Origin of the sequence: Actinobacillus succinogenes 130Z, assembly GCF_000017245.1 — a bacterium.
In the GTDB taxonomy this organism is placed as follows: domain Bacteria; phylum Pseudomonadota; class Gammaproteobacteria; order Enterobacterales; family Pasteurellaceae; genus Exercitatus; species Exercitatus succinogenes.
Map to the genome: position 1 here is coordinate 1,688,452 of NC_009655.1, position 22,204 is coordinate 1,710,655.

Sequence of the window (22,204 nt, forward strand, 5' to 3'; positions counted from 1 at the left end):
ATTGTGAAATAAAATCTCTGGTGTTAATTCAAGTAAATTTATATTCATTCAATTAATGGCAGTCTACCCTTAGTGAGTAATATGGGACTTGACATAAATCAAGCTCAGTAGAAATATAATAAAATCAATAGCTTATTAGAAATGAGAATGATTATCTATAATATTAAGAGTTAAAAAAGCAATATAAAAACCTTTAAACAAAAAAATCTCCACGCAATGTGGAGATTTCTGTTACATCCTGTAAATAACCATTATCTGGAAATGACTTCTTTAGTGAAATATTCCATTTCCGCTTTTCGCCATGGCGTTGAGAAAAATAACGTATCTTTTTTACCGGATTCGCTATCCAAAGGTCTCACTCCAAATTCCTGGCTTAATTTTTGTTGAATTTCCGGTGAAGTAACCCAATGGACAAAAAGCATAGCGGCGGCCGGATTAGGTGCATTTTTTGCAATTGTCATTACATTACCGCCGCCCGGCATTCCGAATTCAGGGACATAAAATTTCAACCGGTTGGTAATCGCCCCTTGTTTTTGCAGGCTGAATAAATGATCCTGCCATGCCGAAACGATGATCAACTCACCGTCGTTTAAACGGGTCAAACTATCGGCATTGGAAGCCGTACGAATCATCGAATTTTTACGCTCATTAAACCAAGCCCATGTTTTCTTCCATTCCGCAATTTGCCCTTCGTCAATTTTCTCCGTACGGTAATTGTAATCACCGTTCACATAAAATAAAGCACGTTGAATAAAGGCATTACCGGAACTACCGCCGTTAGGATCCGAATAACCAAATTTTTTCGGATTTTCCTGAATGTATTTTTCTACATCCTGCCAACTTTGCGGCAATTCATTTTCTTTGATGCGCAACGGATCATAAGCAAAACCGGTTTGATTACCCCAATACCCGACGGAGGTTTCACCTAATTCTACACCTTGTAAAAAATGGTTTAATTTTTCAAAATTCGGTAACTGTTTTAAATTTGCCAGAATACCGCTGTTCGCCACATTTCCAACCCGATCCGCATTAAGAACCACCACATCCATTTTACCTTTTTTCAGATTTTTTTCCGCAATCAGTTTGTTAATATTACCGTCCAAAGTACCTTCCGGTACTTTAACTCTAATACCGTATTTATCTTCAAACTCTTTAACGAATCCGCGGAATTGCGGCTGTAAATACCACACACTGACCGTCACTTTTCCTTCCTGCTTAGCCTGAGCTTCAATATCAGCCCAGGATTTTCCGCTTAAATCCTCCGCTTGTACGGTAGCCGAAAAAGCGAGGGCAACAACGCTTGCAGAAAGCACTTTTGTAAAAAATTTGCGCATAAACAACTCCTTATTTCACGATGAAAACTATGCTTTTCCTGTTGATTGTGAGAGATAATTTCCTTTCAGTAAACGCTCTATAATCATCATAAGAATGATATTCGGCACTAAAAGAATAATCGAAACCACAGCGGCATTCGGTCGAATAAACGAATAACCGAGAAATGAATACAATATGGTCGGAACGGTAATAAAGTCAGGAGACCCCACAACAAAGGAAATGGCGAATTCCTCAATACTTTTTACCAGACAGAAAATAATTGAAGCCAAGAAACTCGGTTTTAACATCGGCATATACACATCCTTGAATACCGTCATTTTGGAAGCGCCCAAATCCCGACTGGCATCAATTAAATCTTGCGGCACAGATGAAAAGCCGGCCGATAAAATACGGATAGCATAAGGTAATGTCAAAACCACATGTCCGATAACGATACCGATAAACGGGTTGCTGATGTTCAAATCCAGCAACATACGGCTGAAAAACAACGCTATAATCATACCGGGAATGACTAACGGAATCAGCGTCAGTAATTCTGCGATTTTTTTACCGCGAAATTCCATTCGTCCGAAAGCATAAGATGTCGGTAAAGCCAGCAAAATCGCAACCAATGCAACAGTCGGAGCAATGGTGTAACTGTTAAACATCGCTTCCGGTAAAGAAGTACTTTGCCATACGATTTTCCAACGCTCCAAAGAAAGCGATTGCGGTAGAATATCCGGATAACTCCAGGGTTTCTCCGGATCCACCAACGACCATAATCCCGCCATCAAAAATGGTAAGAATAACCAGACAAAATTAACAAGGATAAAGAATATTAAGGAAATTCGGGCAATCAGTTTGCCGTTTTTAGTAGCAATTTTAGTTGAACTCATTTGATGTCTCCCCGTTTTACCGCTAACGGTTTGATAATCATTGAAACCAATACGGTGAAAAATGCGGATGTCAGCATAATCATCATTGCCATCACGGCACTTTGGTTCCACTCTTCAAATTCATAGGCGGACATTTGCATAAGACGAGCCAAAGAATAGGTACTTCTCGGACCGGCAATACTGTAAAATGCAAAGTCTCCTAATGCGCCGATAAAAATCAAAATAAAAGAAACTTGCACCGCACTTAGTGTAAGCGGGAAGATCACATAACGGAACCTTTGCCAGGCATCGGACCCCAAGTTCGCTGCGGCATCCAATAAATCCGTTTTTAAGGAATTTACCGCTCCACCTATCAGAATCAGGGCAAAGGGAATATTTTTCCACATTTGCAGAATCACCACGCCCCAACCGAATTCATCGTTTTGCAAGGTTTTAGGTTCGTCCCAAATACCCAAAAACACCAAGGATTCATTCAGAATACCGTGATAAGAAATCATATTAACGAACAAGAAAGCGGCCACTAATCCCGGTACTAACATCGGTGCGCGTAAAATAGTGACGATCGTTACTTTAGCGGGTAATTCATTGCGTAACCACAATGCAATGGGATATGAAACAATAATAGAGAATAATGCGCCTAATAACGACACTTTAACGGAATAAATGTAAGAACTCTGGAAAACCGAATCCGACAATACATCCCGCCAATACTCTAAAGTGAAGCGGCTTTCTTCGCCTCCCATGCTGTATAAACCCAGGCTTTGCGTTACCACAATAAAAAATGTTGACCCCATTAAAAACAAAATAGTGCCCAGTCCCGTGCAAAGCAACAACCAGGCTTTTGCGTCTTGTTTTATGCTTTTCATTTGACAGACTCCAAAAACTTAACGGCAGTGCGCGGAATAGAAAACGAAAAAGTATTATCGGTAGTCAGATTCGGTGCCTTAGTTAACTGTAAGCGGAGTTTTTGAGATATGCCGCCTCGGGTAATTTTGGCTTGCACTTCCGTAATATTACCCATAAATGCCGTTTGAATTACATCCACGGTCAATATATTTTCCTGTCGGGAATCTGCTTTTACCGGTTCTATATCTTCCGGACGGAAACAAATATAAATGTGATCCGACGCCGGTCGTTTTTCCGAATAAACGGTTAAATCGCCGAATACGGATTGAACCGAATAGAGATTATCACCGATATTCTTCACGTTAGCTTCTGCAATATTGGCAACGCCGATAAAATCCGCCACAAAGCGGTTAATCGGTTGATGATAAATTTCCTGCGGTGTTCCTATCTGCTCAATACCGCCTTTATTTAACACAATAATTTTATCCGACATAGTCAAGGCTTCGGCCTGATCATGTGTGACATAAATACTGGTTAATTTATATTGTTTAGAAAGCTGCTTAATCTCAAATCTCACGCTTTCCCGCAATTTTGCATCCAAATTGGATAACGGTTCGTCAAACAAAATAACATCAGGTCGCGTCACCATCGCCCGCGCCAATGCGACACGTTGTTGCTGACCGCCGGATAATTCACTCGGTAACTTCAAACGATGAATTTCCAAATCCATCTGCTTGATTACCACGTCTAACCGTTGTTTTTGCTCTTCGATAGCAATATTACGTTGTTTTAGACCGTAACAAATATTGTGGGAAACATTAAGATGAGGGAATAATGCATAAGATTGGAAACACATAGCGGTATTACGTTTTTCCGGAGGAACCTCATTGACATTTTCGCCACCAATTAAAATTTCACCTTCGTCGGCAATATGAAACCCGGCAATCAATTTTAATAATGACGTTTTACCGCAACCACTGGGACCGAGCAATGTAACGAACTCGCCTTCTTCTGCGGTAAAAGTAATATTATTTGCCGCATAAAAATTCCCAAATTTTTTCGTTATATTTTTAATTTCTAGTTTTGCCATATTTCTTTTCCTTAAAGTACAACAAGTCGAACTAAAATTACTCTCGGAATGAAATGGCTGTCAATATAAATGAAAAACAGAAATTCGATTTTGTGAGCTGTATCACAATCTATCGGAACGCCCCTTCGCTACAGCCCTGAAAACAGCTTAATTCCGTACCGGTTACGGACTCCAACAGGGAATAAACAGCATTGAGTAATAAACAATTAGGGTCTGTTTATTTTTCATAAACAGATCCTAAAATATGATCAAATAAAATCCTGCATCAACTCTCCCACCACCTCTTTCACACTGCGGATTTCATGGATATAAGTAATACCATTACCCACCGAGATGTAGCCGTTTTCCAGGTCGCCGAGCAGCATACCCTGACGCATTCCGTAACCGCCGGTTTGGGCTTGGGCGAGTTCATCACGGCTGGCTCCGTGTTCATCCATTTCCACTAGTTTGTGCGCCAGTTTAGTCGGCAAGGAGCGATAGTAAGCAGGCTGAGTACGAAATAGAAGTAAGTCTTGAGCCGTGCTGTCCACAATCATCTGTTTTACGTTTTCATGCATGCGGTTTTCTAGGGTTGGTAACAATACCGAGCCGACGAACACGCCTTCGGCTCCCAGTGCAAAACTGGCACGCACGCCACGCACATCAGCGATACCGCCTGCCGCCATCACGGGAATGCTAACTGCATCCGCCATTTGCGGTACGATAGAGAATGTGCCGATAACTTGACCGGGTACGGTGCCGCCTTCATCAAAACCTGTCGCCACTAAAATATCTGCCCCGATTTGCTCCGCATAACGAGCGTTTTCTACTGTCGGCGTATGGGCCCGGAAGATAGTTTTTATACCGGCGGCTTTGAATTTCGCCATCATCGGAACATAATCGTAGCCGTCAATTCCGTTGATTAGGGCGACTGGAACCCGCTCTTCAATCAATAAATCCACCAGCAAATCAATAGTGCTGAAATCATAAGACAAAATTACAGGCGCACCGAACGGCTTGTCGGTTAAGGCTTTGGTTTTACGAATTTCTGTACGGAAAGTATCCAGCAAGGATTCAGTAGTTTTCGGGGCTTTTTGCAAACCTGCGTTCGGTCCCAAAATTCCCAAACCGCCGGCGTTAGAAACGGCAGCGACAAATTTTGCGTCGGTCATCCAGCTCATCGGCCCTTGCACGAGGGGAAATTTAATGCCTAAGATATCAGTAATACGGTTAAAAGCGGTCATTTTTTGTCCTTTTTACAAATTGGTTGAGGCTATTATAACTTCTTAAAATTAGCTGAAAAGACATTAAATCGAGAACCTGATTTTCAAAAATGAGAAGATGAAGCGTATTTAGATATCAAGCGAAATACCTTTTCAAGGCGGCAAGCTCAAACAGATGGTCAGCTTCGGCTCCAACACCCAGAAAATCGCCAAAGCCACCGAATACCTGCAAGCCCATTACGCCGAAAACATCACGGTGGACAGCTTGGCGGAACTGTGCGGCATGTCGCTTTCCGGCTTTCACAGCCACTTCAAAAAACACACCACGCTCTCGCCGCTGCAATACCAGAAATCCTTGCGCCTGATGGAAGCCAAACGCCTGATTGCGGAAGAAAACCTGCCCGTTTCCACCGCCGCCTACCAAGTCGGCTACGAAAGCCCCAGCCAGTTCAGCCGCGAATTTAAACGCTATTTCGGCACCGCCCCGAGCGGCAGACAAATGTAACCATGCCGTCTGAAACTTTGTTTTTCAGACGGCATTATTAAATCAACGCGGCGGCCGGTTTTACAAACGTAGGTTTAGGCTTATTGCCCCTGAAAAGGACGGGCATCCGCCGCCATCGCCGCTTTAAATTCCCGGACTTCGTAATCGGCAAGATCGGGATAATAAACGTCTTCGGCTAAGATGTTATCCAGTTCGGCGCGGTTTTTCGCCCGGGCGATAATCACGCCGGCGTGTTCCTGGTCGAGATAGGGGGCGAGCATTAAAAAACGGTCTTTTTGGAAATAGTCGGCAAACCATGCGCGATGGCGGTCAAACATTTCTGCGGCATTCTCCGCTTGTGCCGCCTGCGGTTTCAGTATGATATTAACGAGATACATTTCGGCTGCTCCTTAAAGGGATTTGATTTTTTCGGCAAGGCGGCGGGCGTAATCACGCGCCATTGCCTGTTGTTCCTGAGTTTTGGCCTGGTCACGGCCGACATAGCTTACGCCGTTGAGCCACATCGCCCCCCGATAGTCTAAACCGCACAGCGCGGCGGCAGTTTCAAACCCGATCATATATTCCTCCATTTCGTGGCGGAAAAAACCGTCTTTCCGATAAAGCTCGGCAGGGGCACCGGTGGTGACGGAAACCAGCAGTTTTTTGCCGCCGATTCGAGCCTCGGAACCATGGGCGAAACCGTGATGGAATACATCGTCCAGCCATTTTTTCATTAACGCCGGCATCGCATACCAGTAAAACGGCACCTGCCATACAATCACATCGGCGCGAAGCACCGCCGCCTGTTCCGCTTGAATATCAAATTCATAGTTTTGATGCAGTGCGTCCAGTTTGCGGATTTCCGCCTGCGGCAGCGATTCGGCCAGTTCGTCCAGAATGGCGGCGGTCGCCACCGAATTTTTTAAATCCGGATGACCGGAAATTATCAGTATATTTTGCATTGTCTGTTCCTTTAATGACGGATAAAGCGCAGGCCGCCTTTGTTCATCAGCGTGCCGCCTTGCAGGGAAATCACTTTTTTATCCAGCGTCATCTCCGCCGTCCGGCGCAGATAGTGGCGGAAATGGGGCGTTTCGCGGTGGATTCGGTAGGCTTGCTCGTCGGCATAGATTTCGAAAAAACGCCATTCGTTCGGGCGTTCTTTCAGCGTAACCGCATACATCGCCAGCACGCCCGCTTCTTTTGCCATCGACTGCTGCATTTCATCCAGCACCACCGCCTTGAATTGAGCGTTAAATTCGGGCTTGACGCGCACTTCGGCAAAATTCACTTTCGGCCGGTTGTCGGTTATCCGCAGCGGTTCGCTTTTTTCGTACAGAAAGTGCGGTTCGGTTTCGAACACTTTCCGCCCGACGACGGCGGTTTTCGCCGTTTCCACAAACTTTTCGAACTGCGGTGAACGGCTGTGGATTCGGTAGGCGTCGTCGTCCTGATAGATTTCAAACACATAGTTTACATTCGGCGCATCGGTTTGATGTAACGCATACATCGCCAGCGTGCCGGGCTCTTTTTCGACGGAGGTCGAAAGATTTTCCACCCCCACCGCATCAAATGCCGCCTGCCGTTCCGGTTCGGTCGTCAATTCGAAATAACGCACTAGCGGGGCAGCATAGGCGGAAAGTGCCATGCCGAAAAGGACGGCGCCCGTTAACAATCTGTTCGGCTTCATAAAATCTCCATAAGGCGGATGTCAAATCCGCCCGAAAATATACCTACCAAGGCTGTGTGGTCGGCCCAATGGTAAATTCGCTGATATTGGTATCGTCGGGCTGGCTCAACGCAAAAGCCACCACATTTGCGACCCGTTCAGCCGGAATTTCATAAGTGTCGTACAGTTGACGGTAGCCTTGCGAGGTGTCGCTGTCGGTAATGCCGGCGACCAGCTCGGACTGCACCGCCGCCGGGTAAATGGTGGCGGTGCGGATGTGGGTGCCGGCCTGCGCCGATTCCATCCGTAAGGCTTCCATAATGGCTTTAACCGCCCATTTGGTGCCGCAATAAACCGCCGCGCCCGGATACACTTTCAGACCGGCCACGCTGGATACCGTTAAAATATGTCCCGATTTTTGCGCTTCAAAGGTCGGCAACACCGCCGCAATGCCGTTCAGCACGCCTTTGATGTTGACATCCACCATTTTGTTCCAGTTTTCGGTTTCCAAGGCGGATAACGGCGAACTCGGCATTAGCCCCGCGTTTAAGAAAATAGCATCGAGCCGACCGAACGCGGATTTGGCCAGTTCCACCAGAGCGGCGTTGTCGGTGGCAGCGGTGACATCAGTCACGGCATAAACCGCTTCACCGCCTTTGGCTTGAATGTTTTCCGCAATCGCCTGCAATTTCGCTTCGCGACGGGCGGCAAGCACAACTTTCGCCCCGTTTTCCGCCAATTTGTAAGCGGTCGCTTCGCCGATACCGGAAGAGGCACCGGTAATGATGACGACTTTGTTTTTAAGGTTTTGCATAATTAGCTCCTGTTGATTCGGTTAAAATTATTTTGTCCAGACCTGCCGGTCATCTTTGGTGGCCGGGGTGTTTTGCGCCATTATCCCGACCAGATTGTGCGGCCGGTAGCCTGCTTCCAAATAACGGATTTCTTCATCGCTCAAGGTTAAATCCACGGCTTTCACCGCCCCGTCGATATGGGAGGGTTTGGTTGCGCCGACTACCGGCGAAGTCACCTTGGTCAGCAGCCAGGCCAGTGAAATTTCCGTCATTGAAACCGCATGTTTTTCCGCAAGCTCGGCCACCCGCTCGATAATGACGCGATCCTGCGCGGCGGTCGCATCGTATTTGCCTTTGGCATAGCTGTCCTGCAAGGCGCACTTGCTGTCGTTGCGTAAACGGGAAAGCCTGCCGCTTGCCAGTGCGCTGTACGGAGTCATCGCGATATTGTCTTCGCGGCACAGCCCGAACAGTTCGCGTTCGTCTTCCCGCATAATCAGGTTATAGTGGCTCTGTAGCGAAACGAATCGGGTCAGCCCCTCTCGTTCGGCAAGCGCATTGGCTTTCGCCAGCTGCCACGCATAACAGTTGGAAATCCCCAGCGCGCGGACTTTGCCAGATTTCACAGCATGATCCAAACCTTGCAGCACGCCCAAAATCGGCGTGTTGTAATCCCAGATGTGATAGATGTAGAGATCAACATAATCCGTACCGAGATTTTTCAGGCTTTGTTCCAATGATTGCCGGATATGCTGCGCGCCGTCGATACCCGCCTGAATCTGTGCCTGTGTGCGCGGCAGAAATTTAGTGGCGATCACCACCTCTTCGCGGCTTGCCATATCGCGAAGTGCCTTGCCTACATAGCGTTCGCTCGAACCGTTTTGGTAGGCGATGGCGGTATCAAAAAAGTTGATGCCGTTTTCCAAGGCATAACGGATGATTTTGCGGCTCTCTTCTTCTCCGAGCGTCCAGTTATGCTGTCCGCTTTGAGCGTCACCGAAGCCCATACAGCCCAAACAGATACGGGAAATCTGCAAGTCACTGTTGCCAAGTCGGGTGTATTGCATTTTTTTCTCCTTACCAGTGGTTATTGTTTAGAAATAGTGTATACAGAATTTACCCCGTAAAAAACAGGATAAAAGTGAATTTATTATTAGGCTTAACCTTATAATCACCCGTTTTGCGGCCGCCCTAACCAATGTTTCGCCGGTAACGTAAGCGGATGCCGACGGACGGGCACCCAATAAATAACCCGAACCGACGGCCGCAGTGCTTAAAATAAACTGGCGGCGTGAAAACATAAATTTGTTCTCCTCATTATGAACCGGCGACTATTGTAAACAGCTGTATTTGAAAAAATAAGCAGGGTAATTTATAATTTATTATTCGGAAAAAACGAATAATGGAGGCTTTATGAACAGCTCGATTTACGGTTACTTAACTGTTTTCCACGCTATCGCCGAGCAGGGCGGGATTGCGGCGGCAAGCCGTAAGCTGGAAATCGCGCCGCCGTCGGTCAGCCAATCGTTAAAATTGTTGGAAAAGCATATCGGGCTGCCGCTGTTTAACCGTACCACCCGCAAAATGGAGCTGACCGAAGCCGGTCTCCGCCTGCTGGAAAATACCGAACAACTGATGCGCTCGCTGGAATACGCCGTAGAAAGCGTGCAGGATTTGGGCGAAATTCCCACCGGCACAGTACGGATTACCGTGCCCCGCTTTGCTTATCAATTGATTTTAAAACCCCATTTTGCCGAATTCTGCCGCCTTTATCCCCACATTCGGCTGGAAATCTCCGTTCATGACGGCACGGTGGACATTCTGCAGCAGGGCTTCGATTTGGGCATCCGCTTCGGCGATAAAATTGAACAGAATATGGTGGCGCGCAAACTGCTGGAGCCCTTTCACGAAGGGCTGTATGTTTCCCGAAGCTATGCCGAACAATACGGTATTCCGCTCACGCCGCAGGATTTGCACCGCCACTTTCTCATCGGCTACCGCTTCATCACCTCCAACCGCATTTACCCGCTGACGCTGAGCCGAAACGGGCAGGATTTGATCGTGGAAATGGAAAGCCGGCTGATCTCCAACGACATCGACATGATGGCCGACGCCGTAAGAGCCGGGCTCGGTATCGGCAGAATTTTCAGCCCGATCCGCCGCCTGCAACCGGATGCGGACGAACTGCTTCCGGTGTTAAAGGATTACTGGAAAACCTACCCGCCCGTTTACCTCTACTACCCGCAACACAGCCAAAAAGCCAAACGGATTCAGGTTTTAATCGAATTTCTGAGCGAAAAATTCAAGGTGTAAAAGAGCGGATAAAAGAGCGGTCGGATTTGCAAAACTTTTTGCAAATTCAACCGCTTGCAAAACAAAACGCCGTTTGAAACTTTGTTTTTCAGACGGCATAGTCAATTAAAATTTCCGCAAAACTTTTCCCGCTTCAACATTTCCCTGCCAAACCGTTGCAGACAGATTTTCCGCCGCACCTTCCCGCCCACGGGAGCAAACATTCGATATTCCTTTGGAAAAGTGTGGAGTTTTACATTTTTTCCTTTGAAAAAATGTAAGAGTAGCTCTAATTTTCCTTTTAAAAAGTGTGTTAATGTGCTTAAAATAGCCGGTAAAGCACAGAAAAAGGGCGAATTATGCAGCGAAAAATCATTCAATCCTTAGCAAAATGGAAGCAGAAACCCAACCGTAAGCCTTTGATTATTCAAGGGGCAAGGCAGGTTGGAAAAACTTGGGCGATGAAGCATTTCGGCGGGCAATCCTTTGAACAAGTGGCGTATATCAATTTTGACAACAACCCGAGAATGCGGACGCTGTTTTCCGGCGATTACGACATCAACCGTTTGATTTTGGGCTTAAAAATCGAAAGCGGGGTCGATATTCGGGCGGAAAACACGCTGATTATTTTTGATGAAGTGCAAGAAGTGCCGCAGGCGTTGTCATCGCTCAAATATTTTTATGAAAACGCCCCAGAATTTTATATTGTCGCCGCAGGTTCGCTGCTAGGCGTGTCCTTGCATCATCAGGTTTCCTTTCCGGTGGGTAAAGTCGATTTTCTGCCGCTTTACCCGATGGATTTTCACGAATTTTTAACCGCACTGGGCAAGCAGGATTTGGTGCAGCTATTGGAATTGCAAGACTGGCCGCTGATTTCGGCGATGAAAACGGCTTATATTGATTTGCTCCGTCAATATTATTTTGTCGGCGGCATGCCCGAAGCGGTAAAAACGTTCGTCGACACGCAAAATGTTGATGAAGTCCGCCAAGTGCAGCGCAACTTATTGACGGCGTATGAACAGGATTTTTCCAAACACATTCATGACGGGCAGACGGTACAAAAAGTGCGGTCGATTTGGGCTTCCATTCCCGAACAGCTTGCCAAAGAAAATAAAAAATTCGTTTATTCGCAACTGCAAAAAGGGGCGAGAAGCAAAGATTATGAAACCGCCCTGCAATGGCTGAAAGACAGCGGTTTGGTACATAGCGTGCCACGAATTAAAAAGCCTCACTTGCCACTTTCTGCCTATCAAGATAACGCCTTTAAATTGTACGGTTTGGACGTAGGCTTGCTGGCAGCGCAAAGTCATTTAGATGCGAGCGTGCTGTTAGAAGGCAGCCGTATTTTTACCGAATTTAAAGGGGCTTTAACCGAACAGTATGTCCTGCAACAGCTTATCGCCACCCAGGAAAACCCCGTATTCTACTGGGCAGCCGAAAAAGGTACGGCGGAAGTGGATTTTGTGCTGCAACGCAAACAAGCCGTCATTCCGATTGAAGTCAAAGCGGAAGAAAATCTCAAAGCCAAAAGTTTGAAAGTGTATGTGGAACAGTTCCGGCCCGAACAGGCGATACGCTTTTCAATGGCGGATTTTAGGGAGCAGGATTGGCTGGTGAATGTGCCGTTGTATGGGGATTATTTTTAAGGAAAAAATATATGAGTGATATTATTCTTGTAAGAGGAAATATTGAAACAATACCATTTTCGCAATTAATTGAATTCTTAGATCCTAAGCATAAGGTTATATCAATAGAATTAAGAAATCAAATACTTGAAGCTAGGTATAAAAATTCATTAATATCAGATGGATTAGAAACTGGAATATTAACATTATTTCCTAATGGGAGCTGTTATGTTAAGTCAAAACAAAGTTTACCATCAATAAAAGGACTTATTTTTGAATCTTATCTAACTAATTTATTTAATGAAAATAGTCAAATTAGAAAGAACGCTTTTGATTGGTGTACAAATAGGAAGAGAAAAAGCAATTTAGATTATTTTGAACAATATAAAGCTATAGGAACAGGATTTATATCAACAAAAAATATATATTCTAGATTTTATGAGCCACAAAGTAATGCAGATATAAAATTTATTCGTAAAAATGACAACAATGAATGGGAACCTGCAACAGAATTAGAAACAACAAATTCTGCTGGAATTCAAATAAAAGCAATTACAGGTAATGAAAGACTAGAAATTATTGAACCATTATTAAGCGGTAAATATACTCATGTATTGACTTGTTTAAAGCATTTATCTCAAATTCATTCCTATGATATTTGCATGGATATTATACGTGATATGCATATAAATAATGAAATAAGTATAGATAACAGAAATTATCTAGAAAAACGAATTTATGCACCTGAACATTTAGGTATTTATCAGTATGATATAGATAATTACTCTGAATATATAGATTATTGGTATAAAGGACAAGCTAGTGGGGATATAAATACAACTAGTGCCGTTAATAAAGAAATTGTAGGATATAAATATAATGATGCTGGTTTATTAATCCCTGTTTAAATCAATGCCGTCTGAACCCACCTTTCAGACGGCTGTCCAATCATTCCCCCAACAAAAATTCCCCGATATGTCGATGCACAATCCCATCAATAGTTTCCTGCCAGAAATCGTCCATGGTAATCACATATTTCGGGTGGTTGTCGGCAATGGCTTGCAGGGGCGAAAATTCTCGCTGGACGGTTTGCTTTCTAATTGATAGGCGACTTGGATATAGAGTTTTTCATTCTGTTTTGGGGCGATGAAATCAATTTCTTGTGTGTTCGTCTCCTCCCGTAACAGTTTCATTACCGTCGATTTACCCGAACGGCGGATGCCTGTAATCACTTTTTATGGTTATAACCATAAAAACTTTTTAATCTGCAATATTATTCGGGATATAACCATAAAAACTTGCAAGCAATCACCGCTCTTTAAATGAAAAAACGCCGTCTGAAACCCATTTTCAGACGGCATACTTTCTTAAACCTTCACCACAATCTTGCCAATCTGCTGATTACTTGCCATATATTCGTGAGCTTTAACCATCTCGTCAAAGGCAAAGATTTTGTCGATTTCGGGGCGTAATTGACCGCTTGCCAAGCCTTGATAAACAAACTGTTTCGCTTGGGCCAGTTTTTCCGGCACGGTAGTGATTTCAAACAGTTCATAGCCCCGTACGGTCAAATGTTTGCCTAAAATCGGGAACACCGGTACGGCGATGTCATCGTGGCTCAATGCACCGTAAATGATGTAGCGGCCGTCTTGTGCCATAGCGTGAAAGATTTGGGACGCACCTTGTCCGCCCACAGGGTCAAATACCACATTCACGCCTTTGCCGCCCGTGATTTCCAACAGTTTGGCGGTTACATCGTCTTCGCTTGTGGCAACCACAAAATCCGCCCCTTTTTCCAAAAGCACATCGCCTTTGGCGTGGCTGCGTGAAAGTGCAATAACGGTTGCCCCTTGCATTTTGGCGATTTGAATACTTGCCAAGCCGACCGAACTGGTTGCTGCCCCAAGTACAACAACATCGCCTTTTTGCACCTTGCCAAACTCAATCAATCCGCCATAAGCGGTAACAAATTGCATCCAGCTTGCTGCTGCTTGCTCCATAGTCAGATTGTCAGGGTGCTTGACGACGGCGTGCACAGGCATATTGACGATTTCGCCATAAGTGCCGTATTCGGTGAACATAAAGGATGGCACAATGCTCACTTTGTCGCCAATGGCAAATTCGCTCACGCCATCGCCAATCGCTGTTACCACGCCCGCCCCTTCATAGCCCATTGTGGCAGGGAACACAGGGTCAATCACATACGCCCCTTCACGGTACATCATCTCAGCACGGTTTAAGCCGATGGCCTGTATTTGGATTTGTACTTCGTCCGCTTTGGGGGCAGGGATTTGTACATCAACGATTTGTAAAACATCAGGCGAACCTGTTTTTGTAAATTGGATTTGTTTGCTCATTTGAAACGCTCTCTTTAATTAAAAACAATGCGCGCATCTTAAAGCAATCTTTTCTCCGTAAAAACAACATCAATAACAAAGCTCTTTTGCTTAAATTGCACGAATTAATCTTTCAGACGGCCTGAAAACCATTTTGCAAAACAGGCAAAAAAACACCGATTGCACACCCATAAACACCAACACCGCTTTCATTTGAAAGCGGTGTTGGTCGTTAAGCGTAATCAGTACTCAAGCGGTGTATACTCAACCGGAATCCAAGAAAAGCCTTTTTTCTCCTGACGCAAATGCCCCAGACCTGGAAACGGCAAATGGGCACCGGCTATCCAAACCTTGCGTTTCGCTAATTCAGGCAACATCGCCAAACGAGCTTTTCTTGCGCCCTGTGCGTCCACATCGAATTCCGCCGCCACGTCAGGCTCCGGTAATTGCAGGGCGTGGTTATGCAACAAATCGCCCCATACAAACAATGTTTCGCCTCTTGATGATACTTCCACGCTGCTGTGTCCGGGAGTATGTCCGGTAGTTGCCACGGATTTGAAATTCGGGATAATTTCATCGCCCAAATCGTAGTATTTTACACGTCCTGCTCGGGCATAGGGCGCAACGGCATCTCGAGTCCATTGCGCGTATTTTTGCGTATGCTCGGGCATTTTATCGATTGGCGTATCTAACCAAAAAGCTTTTTCTTGATTAGCGATATACACCGTCGCATTCGGGAATTCCATTTTGCCGTTGCGGGTTACGCCACTGAAATGGTCAAAGTGCAAATGCGTCGGAATGATAATATCCACCTGTTCCGGGCGATAGCCTGATTTCATCAAACTTTGAGTCAGTTTGCCCACTTTGTCATCAAATACGTCGCCGGAACCGGCGTCCAAAAGCACTAAATTTTTACCGGTATTAATCAGATAGCCGGTAACCGCTGTTTGCACACCGCCGTCAGACAACATCGGGCGGAATTGACCTGAAATGAGATCGTCCAATTCTTGTTTGGATAATTTGGTGAATTCTTGATAAACAGGGGCACCGATAGACAAATAACCGTCATATAACGCGGTAACTTCATAATCGCCAAGCATCATGCGGTAATAGCCGTCCACTTGGGTGCGTTGCTGCTTCACGACGTTTTCCTGCGGCTGATAAACTGCATGTGAGTGTGAACCCTGTGCCGTTGCCGAACCGCTAAACGCAACAGATAACAACAACGCCGTACTGATTTTTGATAGTTTTTTCATAAAGTAATCTCTTAAGGTGAATATAAATGGTACTCGAGAGCACCGCTGAGGCCGGCTATTTTAAACGGCTTTTATATTTGTTAAAATCACACCAATTGCAAAATACTTATACATAAATCGCACAAATGAACCCTAAAAACACCAGCTTTCACGCCCTAGAAATCTTTTTGGCCGTTGCCAAAGAAAAAAACTTTTCCGAAGTCGCCCGCCGTTATGACGTGGCAAGTTCGGTGATTTCCCGCCAAATCAAACAATTGGAGGACGATTTCGGGCAAACGCTGTTTTATCGCAGCACCCGTTCGATGACGCTCACCCAAGCCGGCGAACGCTTTGCCGACTATGTGCAAAATCTGCTGGGGCAGTTTGACGGCCTGTGTAACGAATTGCGCCAAACCGACAGCGAGCCGACGGGAACTGTCCGGATCAACGCCCCGGTGTTTTTCGGACAAAAGCACATCACGCCCCATTTGCCCGAATTACAGAAACGCTATCCCAAGCTCCAAATTCATCTGACCCAGACCGATGATTTCGTCGATCCTTACAGCCAAACGGCGGATCTGATTATCCGTATCGCCGGCCTCGCCGACAGCAATCTGAAAATGAAAATCATCGCCCGCCAGCGGCATTTTCTGCTGGCTTCCCCCGCATTTCTGGCACAATTCGGCACACCCCGAAGCACGGATGACTTGCCGCGCTACCAAGGCCTGTTCTATCGAGGACAGCTCGGTATTCTGCATTGGCGGTTCGGCCAATCGGGGCGGATTATGGACGGACAGCCTTATTTTGTCAGCAACAATGCGGCCAGCCTGATAGAAATGGCGGTGAAAGGATTAGGGATTGTGATGATGCCCGATTGGGCGGTAGCGGACGAAATCCGCTCGGGCGAGCTGGTGCCGCTTTTGACGGACACGCCCATTTCCAGCGATTTACAGGAAATCTACATCGCCCTACTCACCCCGCAGAGCAGCTACCGCCCCGCTAACGTGCAGGCAGTGATGGATTTTTGGGCGGAAAAACTGGGCTATCTCGGATAAAAAAGAGCGGTCGTTTTTTCGGCAAATTTTGCAAAACGTTCATAAAAAATAACCGCTTGCAAGCCTATGGAAATAAAAACGCCGTCTGAAAGTTTGTTTTTCAGACGGCGTTTTTATTTAAGCCCGACAACTAATCAATAATGGATCACCGAGCGGATCGATTTGCCTTCGTGCATTAAATCAAAGGCTTCGTTGATTTTGTCCAAGCCCATGGTGTGGGTAACGAACGGGCGCAGGCAGATGATGCCTTTCATTGCGTCTTCTACCATGCCCGGCAGTTGGCTGCAGGCAGCTTTGCATAAACAGGGGTGGTTTGTAGCGTACACTGACGATATTGGTATTAAACGGGCAACAGGCTGTCAAAAATCCGGCCAATTTCCAAACGAAATTAACCGCTTACCCCCAACAAAAACGCTCCGATATGCTGATGTACAATGCCATCGATATTGTCCTGCCAGAAATCATCCATCGTAATCACATATTTCGGGTGGTTGTCGGCAATGGCTTGCAAGGGGGAAAATTCTCGCTGGACGGTTTGTTCGCTTTCTAATTTATAGGCGACTTGGATATAGATTTTTTCATTCTGTTTTTGGGCGATGAAATCAATTTCTTGTGTGTTCAGCTCCACTCCTAACAGTTTCATTACCGTATGATTTACCCGAACGGCGGATGCTTGTCATCACTTTTTTATGGTTATAACCATAAAAACTTTTTAAACTGGAATATTATTCAGGGTATAACCATAATCTTCTCAATCTACTGGCTGTTTACCAAACAACTTTCGATTAAGAATTGCCAATTATCGTTCACCTACCTATAATTCCCAAATACGAAAAAATCCATTAACCTGTATTGTTAAAAGAGCAAATGATTACACCGCCTTCAACCGATTTTCGTACGCTTTATTTCTTTTTACGCGTATTGGATACGCAAAGTTTTTCCGAAGTGGCTCGACAGGAAAATGTAGCGACTTCAGTGGTTTCCCGCGCAATTCGACAACTTGAAGACCAGCTTCAACAACAATTTTTCTATCGTAATACCCGTGCCGTAACACCGACTGAAGCCGGATTATTATTTGCTGAAGACGTTCGTGTAATGATGGAACAATTTAATCAGGCGCAACGAAAACTGCACGAACGTAAACAAGAGCCTTCCGGTATTGTGCGGTTAAATGCGCCGGTCGTGTTCGGTCGCCGCCATATTGCGCCGCATTTACCCGCGTTAGCGGAGAAATATCCGCAGTTGGATGTCAATTTAATGCTCACCGATGATTATATCGAACCGCATATCGAACCTACGGATATCATTTTCCGCATCAGTTCGCTGACAAACAGTTCCATGCACGCCAAAATTATTGCCAAACAACGGCATTACATTGTGGCGTCCCCTGCTTATTTAGCCAAATACGGCATACCTAAAAAACCGGTATGTCTGGAACAGCACCGCTGTATTATTTATCGCAACAATCTCGGTATTAATCGCTGGCTCATTAAAGAAAACGGGCAATGGGTGCAACAAAACGTACCCGCCGTATTAACTACTAACAACGGTGAAACAATCTATACCGCTTGTAAGCAAGGATTAGGACTGGCGATGCTACCGGACTGGTCTGTGTATGAAGGTCTACGTTCCGGCGAGCTGGTGAAAGTATTGGAGCATTACCAAACGGCAATTCATACGGAACAACGTACTATTGCCATGCTCTACCCCGATATGCGCCACAATTCTCTGAACGTGCGGGCCGTGCTGGATTTCTTCAGCGAACTTTTCGGCGAAAACGGTTATTGGGCATGCTAATCGCTAAAACGTATGAAAGTGCGGTTAAAAACTGATATTTTTTAACGGTTAATGATACGGACAATACGAACTAAACCGAAATTTAAAAACTCAAAAAATTCATTTAACAAGTTTTCGCAACAGTATTTTGCTGATCATTAACTATAATTAATGGAATAAACCCTTTATAATAATCAAACGAGTCAACCGGAACAGTAAGGATTTTTATGACTATTTTAACTACAGAACAAGTATTATCCGCATTTAAAAACCGCAAATCCTGTCGTTATTATGACGCAAACCGCAAAATCAGCGATCAGGATTTCGACTTTATCTTAGAACTTGGACGTTTATCGCCAAGTTCCGTAGGCAGCGAACCGTGGAAATTTATTGTGCTGCAAGATCCGAAATTACGTGAAGCGATCAAACCGTTCTCTTGGGGTATGGCAACAGCCTTAGACACGGCTAGCCACATTGTCGTAATTCTCGCGAAGAAAAATGCCCGTTACGACACCGAATTTATGCTGGAAGGCATCAAACGCCGCGGCGTCACCGAGCCGGATGCAATCAAAGCCACATTGGAAAAATACAAAGACTTCCAAACCAACGACATGCAAACGCTGAACGACGAACGCGCTTTATTCGACTGGTGCTGCAAACAAACTTATATTGCATTGGGCAATATGATGACCGGCGCGGCAATGGTCGGCATTGATTCCTGCCCTATCGAAGGTTTTAACTATGTGGAAATGAACCGTGCATTATCCGAAGCCGGGTTGTTCGATCCAAAAGAATGGGGCGTCTCCGTTGCCGTTACTTTTGGTTACCGAACCCAAGAAATTGCACAAAAAGCCCGCAAACCGCAAGACGAAGTAGTAATTTGGGCGAAATAATCATTACCGCTTTAAAAACAGAAGACTGTCCGAATATTCATTCAAACAGTCTTCTGGTGTTTTAAATACGGCTTATTGTAAAAAATTAAGGGAAAATTGACCGCACTTTTCTAACCGCCCGCCAATTTTACCGTAAATCCTTTTTGTTCCAGCAACTGTTTCAGTAAATCTCGTTTTTCACCTTGAATTTCTATATCACCGTTCTTAACGGCGCCGCCACATCCGCAACGTTTTTTCAGTTCGGCAGCCAGTTTTTTTAATTCATCGACGGACAGATCTAAGCCGGTAATTAAACTTACTCCCGCACCTTTTCGACCGCTGGTTTGGCGATAAATACGAATAATGCCGTCTCCTTTCGGGCGCACGGTTTGCGGTTTTTCCTGCTTAATGCGACCGGTTTCCGTAGAATACACCAATGTACTCATATAAATGCTGAAATCAGATATTCGCTAAAGAAGCGTTAATGGAACGCAACACTTCAGCCGGATTTTCCGCCTGTGTGATCGGGCGACCAATCACTAAATAATCGGCTCCTGAACGTACGGCGGCCGACGGTGTCATAACACGGCGTTGATCACCGAATTCGGAACCTACAGGACGAATTCCCGGTGTTACCAGTTTAAAATCCGAACCAAGATTTTTACGTAAAATTTCCACTTCCTGCGGTGAACAAACCACGCCGTCCAATCCCGCACGCTGAGTTAAATGGGCTAAACGGATCACCTGTTCCATCGGCGATGCATTAATGCCGATTTGTAATAAATCCAAATCTTCCATACTGGTTAACACGGTCACGCCGATCAGAATCGGAGCGTCTTTACCGTAAGGTTCAAGAATATTTTTAGCTTCTTCCATCATGCGCAAACCGCCGCTGGCGTGTAAATCCACCATCCATACGCCCAAATCCGCCGCCGAACGCACGGCACGTGCAACCGTATTCGGAATATCATGGAATTTTAAATCCAAAAATACGTCAAATTTTCTTTCCTGTAATTGTTTAACAAAGTTTGTCCCCAAGGTAGTAAACATTTCTTTGCCCACTTTTAACCGGCAAAGGCTCGGATCTATTTGATCGACCAAACTCAATGCTTCCGCTTCTGTTTCGTAATCTAATGCAACAATAATTTTGCTATCCATTTTTGGTTTCCTTGTAATAAAAATTCGTTAAATTTAAATACCCTTGTTCGGTTTGATTTTTTCCCACTGACGGCAGGATGGACAACACCACATCAGTTTATGGCTTTGATATCCGCAATTACTACAACGGTAACTGAAGCCTTGTCTGATTCGCTCCCCTACCATTTTATGCAATAATACCAAGCTGTCTTTTGCCCGTCCGGCTTCCGCTTCGTCAATTTGATACTGAATAAAACGATGATACAACACCATACCGGGATGTTGCTTGAGCTGATTATAAACTTTGTTTTGTGCCGCAGTTCGACTGTCTTTTTTCTCTATTAAATCCGCCAGCGCCAAGTCCACTTCCACATTTCCCGTCTGACTTGCTCGAATGAGAAACAGTTCAAAATTATCCAGTTGCTCCAAACGGGTATAACATTCTTTCAAGAGCGGTAAAATCTCACCGACCAAATCCGCGTTCTGCTCCAAAACATTTTCAAAAATTCTCACCGCACTTTGGTAATTTTCATTCGCTATCAATTCTTTACCCAGTAAAATCGAAGCGCGTACGCAACTTGGCGAAACCTGCAAAGCCTGTTGTAATAAGGTTTGCTTATCTTCTTTACTATCCGCAGGTAAAGTACGGACATATTCGCAATAGAATTGCGCTAATTCGATATTATCTTCTTTAGGCGAAATTTTAGCCAGCTTTTCCGCGACATTAACGGCTTTTTTCCATTCTTTGGTTTTTTGATAAATAACGGACAGTTGTTGCAATGCGCCTTCGGCAAAATCCGGTTCATCAATCAGCACAATGCAAAGTGCTTCCGCACGATCAAAAAAACCGACAGACATAAAATCCCGAATCAGCTGCTGTTTTGCCAATAATTTTTGTTCAAATGAATAATCGGGACTACGATCAAGTGCCTGGTGAATCCGTAAAGCGCGATCCACTTCTCCCCGGGAGCGAAATAGATTGCCCAAGGTTAGTTCCGCTTCGAATTGCGAACTTTGCTCAATTTCATTTTCCGCTTCTTGTTTTTGCAACATGTCCAAAAACAAATCCACAGCCTTTTCCGTTTGATTGGATAAAAGAAAATTTACCCCCGTTACGTAGTCGCGCGAGAGTTTGTTACTGATATCTTCCTGATCCTTTTTCGCACTGCGATGTCCCATATACCAGCCATAAGCGGCGGCAATAGGTAATAACAGGAAGAGTAGTTCAATCATTCTTCGACAGCCTTATTGAGACTGGTAGTTAATTCATTAATTTGCTGTGTTAAACGTTTAGTTTGACGGGTTAAAGCCATATTTTTAAATTTTAGCCGTAAATAGAAGATACCGGTGATAAGCCAGCCCAGAATCAGCCCTATACCGAAAAGAATCGCGACCAGAGTTGAGAGCTTGAAGTCGCTTTGCGCAAAAACATAATTGAATGTAATGATCTGATCGTTATTCGCCCCAACCGTAATAGCTACCAGTACAATGGCCAATACAATAATAAAACCCAAAATATATTTAATCATACCGCTGTCTCCTACAGATAAAACGATTACATTATGCCAAAAATAAATACAA

Annotated in this window: 23 protein-coding genes and 2 pseudogenes; 7 read left to right on the forward strand and 18 right to left on the reverse strand. The window is 45.0% G+C overall.

Features of this window, described 5'->3' with window-relative positions; translation table 11 throughout:
* Positions 1 to 251 precede the first annotated feature (251 nt).
* The 5 genes from ASUC_RS07925 to ASUC_RS07945 all read right to left on the reverse strand — a co-directional run bounded on the left by ASUC_RS07925 (position 252) and on the right by ASUC_RS07945 (position 5,369).
* Entirely contained in the window at positions 252 to 1,334 is a 1,083-nt protein-coding gene (locus tag ASUC_RS07925) for an extracellular solute-binding protein (RefSeq protein ID WP_012073260.1), read from the reverse strand.
* Between the two features lie 27 nt (positions 1,335 to 1,361).
* On the reverse strand, positions 1,362 to 2,210 hold the full coding sequence (locus ASUC_RS07930) for an ABC transporter permease (protein WP_012073261.1): 849 nt from the start codon (positions 2,208 to 2,210) through the stop codon (positions 1,362 to 1,364).
* Positions 2,207 to 3,076 (reverse strand): ABC transporter permease, encoded by an 870-nt coding sequence (locus tag ASUC_RS07935; RefSeq protein WP_012073262.1) that lies wholly within the window; start codon positions 3,074 to 3,076, stop codon positions 2,207 to 2,209. Before ASUC_RS07935 ends, ASUC_RS07930 begins: the two co-directional genes overlap by 4 nt.
* Positions 3,073 to 4,146, reverse strand: coding sequence for an ABC transporter ATP-binding protein (locus ASUC_RS07940; RefSeq protein WP_012073263.1), 1,074 nt, complete (start codon positions 4,144 to 4,146; stop codon positions 3,073 to 3,075). The genes ASUC_RS07935 and ASUC_RS07940 overlap by 4 nt, the downstream gene beginning before the upstream one ends.
* Positions 4,147 to 4,394: 248 nt before the next feature.
* Positions 4,395 to 5,369, reverse strand: coding sequence for an NAD(P)H-dependent flavin oxidoreductase (locus ASUC_RS07945; RefSeq protein WP_012073264.1), 975 nt, complete (start codon positions 5,367 to 5,369; stop codon positions 4,395 to 4,397).
* Between the two features lie 133 nt (positions 5,370 to 5,502).
* Between ASUC_RS07945 and ASUC_RS07950 the strand changes: the two are divergent.
* Positions 5,503 to 5,853, forward strand: a pseudogene (locus ASUC_RS07950) (helix-turn-helix domain-containing protein); the annotation flags it as partial.
* Positions 5,854 to 5,933: 80 nt separating this feature from the next.
* Here the strand turns inward: ASUC_RS07950 and ASUC_RS07955 are convergent.
* From ASUC_RS07955 to ASUC_RS07975, 5 genes are read right to left on the reverse strand one after another with little or no spacing between them, the layout of a single operon-like run.
* Positions 5,934 to 6,230: a YciI family protein gene (locus ASUC_RS07955; protein ID WP_012073265.1), complete on the reverse strand. Its 297-nt coding sequence runs from the start codon at positions 6,228 to 6,230 to the stop codon at positions 5,934 to 5,936.
* Between the two features lie 12 nt (positions 6,231 to 6,242).
* Positions 6,243 to 6,794: an NAD(P)H-dependent oxidoreductase gene (locus tag ASUC_RS07960; RefSeq protein WP_012073266.1), complete on the reverse strand. Its 552-nt coding sequence runs from the start codon at positions 6,792 to 6,794 to the stop codon at positions 6,243 to 6,245.
* A gap of 11 nt (positions 6,795 to 6,805) precedes the next feature.
* Positions 6,806 to 7,522 (reverse strand): putative quinol monooxygenase, encoded by a 717-nt coding sequence (locus tag ASUC_RS07965; RefSeq protein WP_012073267.1) that lies wholly within the window; start codon positions 7,520 to 7,522, stop codon positions 6,806 to 6,808.
* A 43-nt stretch (positions 7,523 to 7,565) separates the two neighbouring features.
* Positions 7,566 to 8,315 (reverse strand): SDR family oxidoreductase, encoded by a 750-nt coding sequence (locus ASUC_RS07970; protein ID WP_012073268.1) that lies wholly within the window; start codon positions 8,313 to 8,315, stop codon positions 7,566 to 7,568.
* A gap of 27 nt (positions 8,316 to 8,342) precedes the next feature.
* The gene (locus tag ASUC_RS07975) at positions 8,343 to 9,362 is read right to left on the reverse strand and encodes an aldo/keto reductase (protein WP_012073269.1); all 1,020 of its coding nucleotides are present in this window, start codon (positions 9,360 to 9,362) and stop codon (positions 8,343 to 8,345) included.
* Between the two features lie 346 nt (positions 9,363 to 9,708).
* On the opposite strand from ASUC_RS07975, the gene ASUC_RS07985 reads away from it, so the two are divergent.
* From ASUC_RS07985 to ASUC_RS07995, 3 genes are all read left to right on the forward strand, one after another.
* Positions 9,709 to 10,608 carry a LysR family transcriptional regulator gene (locus ASUC_RS07985; RefSeq protein WP_012073270.1) on the forward strand — a complete coding sequence of 300 codons (900 nt, stop codon included), beginning with the start codon at positions 9,709 to 9,711 and terminating at the stop codon, positions 10,606 to 10,608.
* Between the two features lie 338 nt (positions 10,609 to 10,946).
* Positions 10,947 to 12,233: an ATP-binding protein gene (locus ASUC_RS07990; RefSeq protein WP_012073271.1), complete on the forward strand. Its 1,287-nt coding sequence runs from the start codon at positions 10,947 to 10,949 to the stop codon at positions 12,231 to 12,233.
* Between the two features lie 11 nt (positions 12,234 to 12,244).
* Positions 12,245 to 13,120 carry a hypothetical protein gene (locus ASUC_RS07995; RefSeq protein WP_049752188.1) on the forward strand — a complete coding sequence of 292 codons (876 nt, stop codon included), beginning with the start codon at positions 12,245 to 12,247 and terminating at the stop codon, positions 13,118 to 13,120.
* Positions 13,121 to 13,579: 459 nt separating this feature from the next.
* On the opposite strand, the gene ASUC_RS08000 is transcribed toward ASUC_RS07995, so the two are convergent.
* Together ASUC_RS08000 and ASUC_RS08005 are read right to left on the reverse strand one after the other, a co-directional pair.
* A complete protein-coding gene (locus tag ASUC_RS08000; protein WP_012073273.1) occupies positions 13,580 to 14,569 on the reverse strand; it encodes a zinc-dependent alcohol dehydrogenase family protein in 990 nt (329 codons plus the stop codon).
* 221 nt (positions 14,570 to 14,790) lie between these two features.
* Complete coding sequence (locus ASUC_RS08005) at positions 14,791 to 15,804, reverse strand: MBL fold metallo-hydrolase (protein ID WP_012073274.1); 1,014 nt, start codon at positions 15,802 to 15,804, stop codon at positions 14,791 to 14,793.
* A 125-nt stretch (positions 15,805 to 15,929) separates the two neighbouring features.
* Between ASUC_RS08005 and ASUC_RS08010 the strand changes: the two genes are divergently transcribed.
* Positions 15,930 to 16,838 (forward strand): LysR family transcriptional regulator, encoded by a 909-nt coding sequence (locus tag ASUC_RS08010; protein WP_012073275.1) that lies wholly within the window; start codon positions 15,930 to 15,932, stop codon positions 16,836 to 16,838.
* Positions 16,839 to 16,972: 134 nt separating this feature from the next.
* On the opposite strand, the pseudogene ASUC_RS11165 reads toward ASUC_RS08010, so the two are convergent.
* Together ASUC_RS11165 and ASUC_RS08015 are read right to left on the reverse strand one after the other, a co-directional pair.
* Positions 16,973 to 17,122, reverse strand: a pseudogene (locus ASUC_RS11165) (S-(hydroxymethyl)glutathione dehydrogenase); the annotation flags it as partial.
* A 104-nt stretch (positions 17,123 to 17,226) separates the two neighbouring features.
* The gene (locus tag ASUC_RS08015; RefSeq protein ID WP_049752190.1) at positions 17,227 to 17,481 is read right to left on the reverse strand and encodes an ATP-binding protein; all 255 of its coding nucleotides are present in this window, start codon (positions 17,479 to 17,481) and stop codon (positions 17,227 to 17,229) included.
* 224 nt (positions 17,482 to 17,705) lie between these two features.
* Between ASUC_RS08015 and ASUC_RS08020 the strand changes: the two genes are divergently transcribed.
* Together ASUC_RS08020 and ASUC_RS08025 are read left to right on the forward strand one after the other, a co-directional pair.
* On the forward strand, positions 17,706 to 18,635 hold the full coding sequence (locus ASUC_RS08020; protein WP_012073276.1) for a LysR family transcriptional regulator: 930 nt from the start codon (positions 17,706 to 17,708) through the stop codon (positions 18,633 to 18,635).
* Positions 18,636 to 18,841: 206 nt separating this feature from the next.
* On the forward strand, positions 18,842 to 19,507 hold the full coding sequence (locus tag ASUC_RS08025; RefSeq protein WP_012073277.1) for an NAD(P)H-dependent oxidoreductase: 666 nt from the start codon (positions 18,842 to 18,844) through the stop codon (positions 19,505 to 19,507).
* Positions 19,508 to 19,617: 110 nt separating this feature from the next.
* Here the strand turns inward: ASUC_RS08025 and yciH are convergent, their stop codons facing one another.
* From yciH to ASUC_RS08045, 4 genes are read right to left on the reverse strand one after another with little or no spacing between them, the layout of a single operon-like run.
* Positions 19,618 to 19,932: a stress response translation initiation inhibitor YciH gene (gene yciH / locus ASUC_RS08030; protein WP_012073278.1), complete on the reverse strand. Its 315-nt coding sequence runs from the start codon at positions 19,930 to 19,932 to the stop codon at positions 19,618 to 19,620.
* 13 nt (positions 19,933 to 19,945) lie between these two features.
* On the reverse strand, positions 19,946 to 20,644 hold the full coding sequence (gene pyrF, locus ASUC_RS08035) for an orotidine-5'-phosphate decarboxylase (RefSeq protein WP_012073279.1): 699 nt from the start codon (positions 20,642 to 20,644) through the stop codon (positions 19,946 to 19,948).
* Positions 20,645 to 20,677: 33 nt separating this feature from the next.
* Positions 20,678 to 21,856: a lipopolysaccharide assembly protein LapB gene (lapB, locus tag ASUC_RS08040; protein ID WP_012073280.1), complete on the reverse strand. Its 1,179-nt coding sequence runs from the start codon at positions 21,854 to 21,856 to the stop codon at positions 20,678 to 20,680.
* Positions 21,853 to 22,152: a LapA family protein gene (locus ASUC_RS08045; RefSeq protein ID WP_012073281.1), complete on the reverse strand. Its 300-nt coding sequence runs from the start codon at positions 22,150 to 22,152 to the stop codon at positions 21,853 to 21,855. The genes lapB and ASUC_RS08045 overlap by 4 nt, the downstream gene beginning before the upstream one ends.
* Between the last annotated feature and the right edge of the window lie 52 nt (positions 22,153 to 22,204).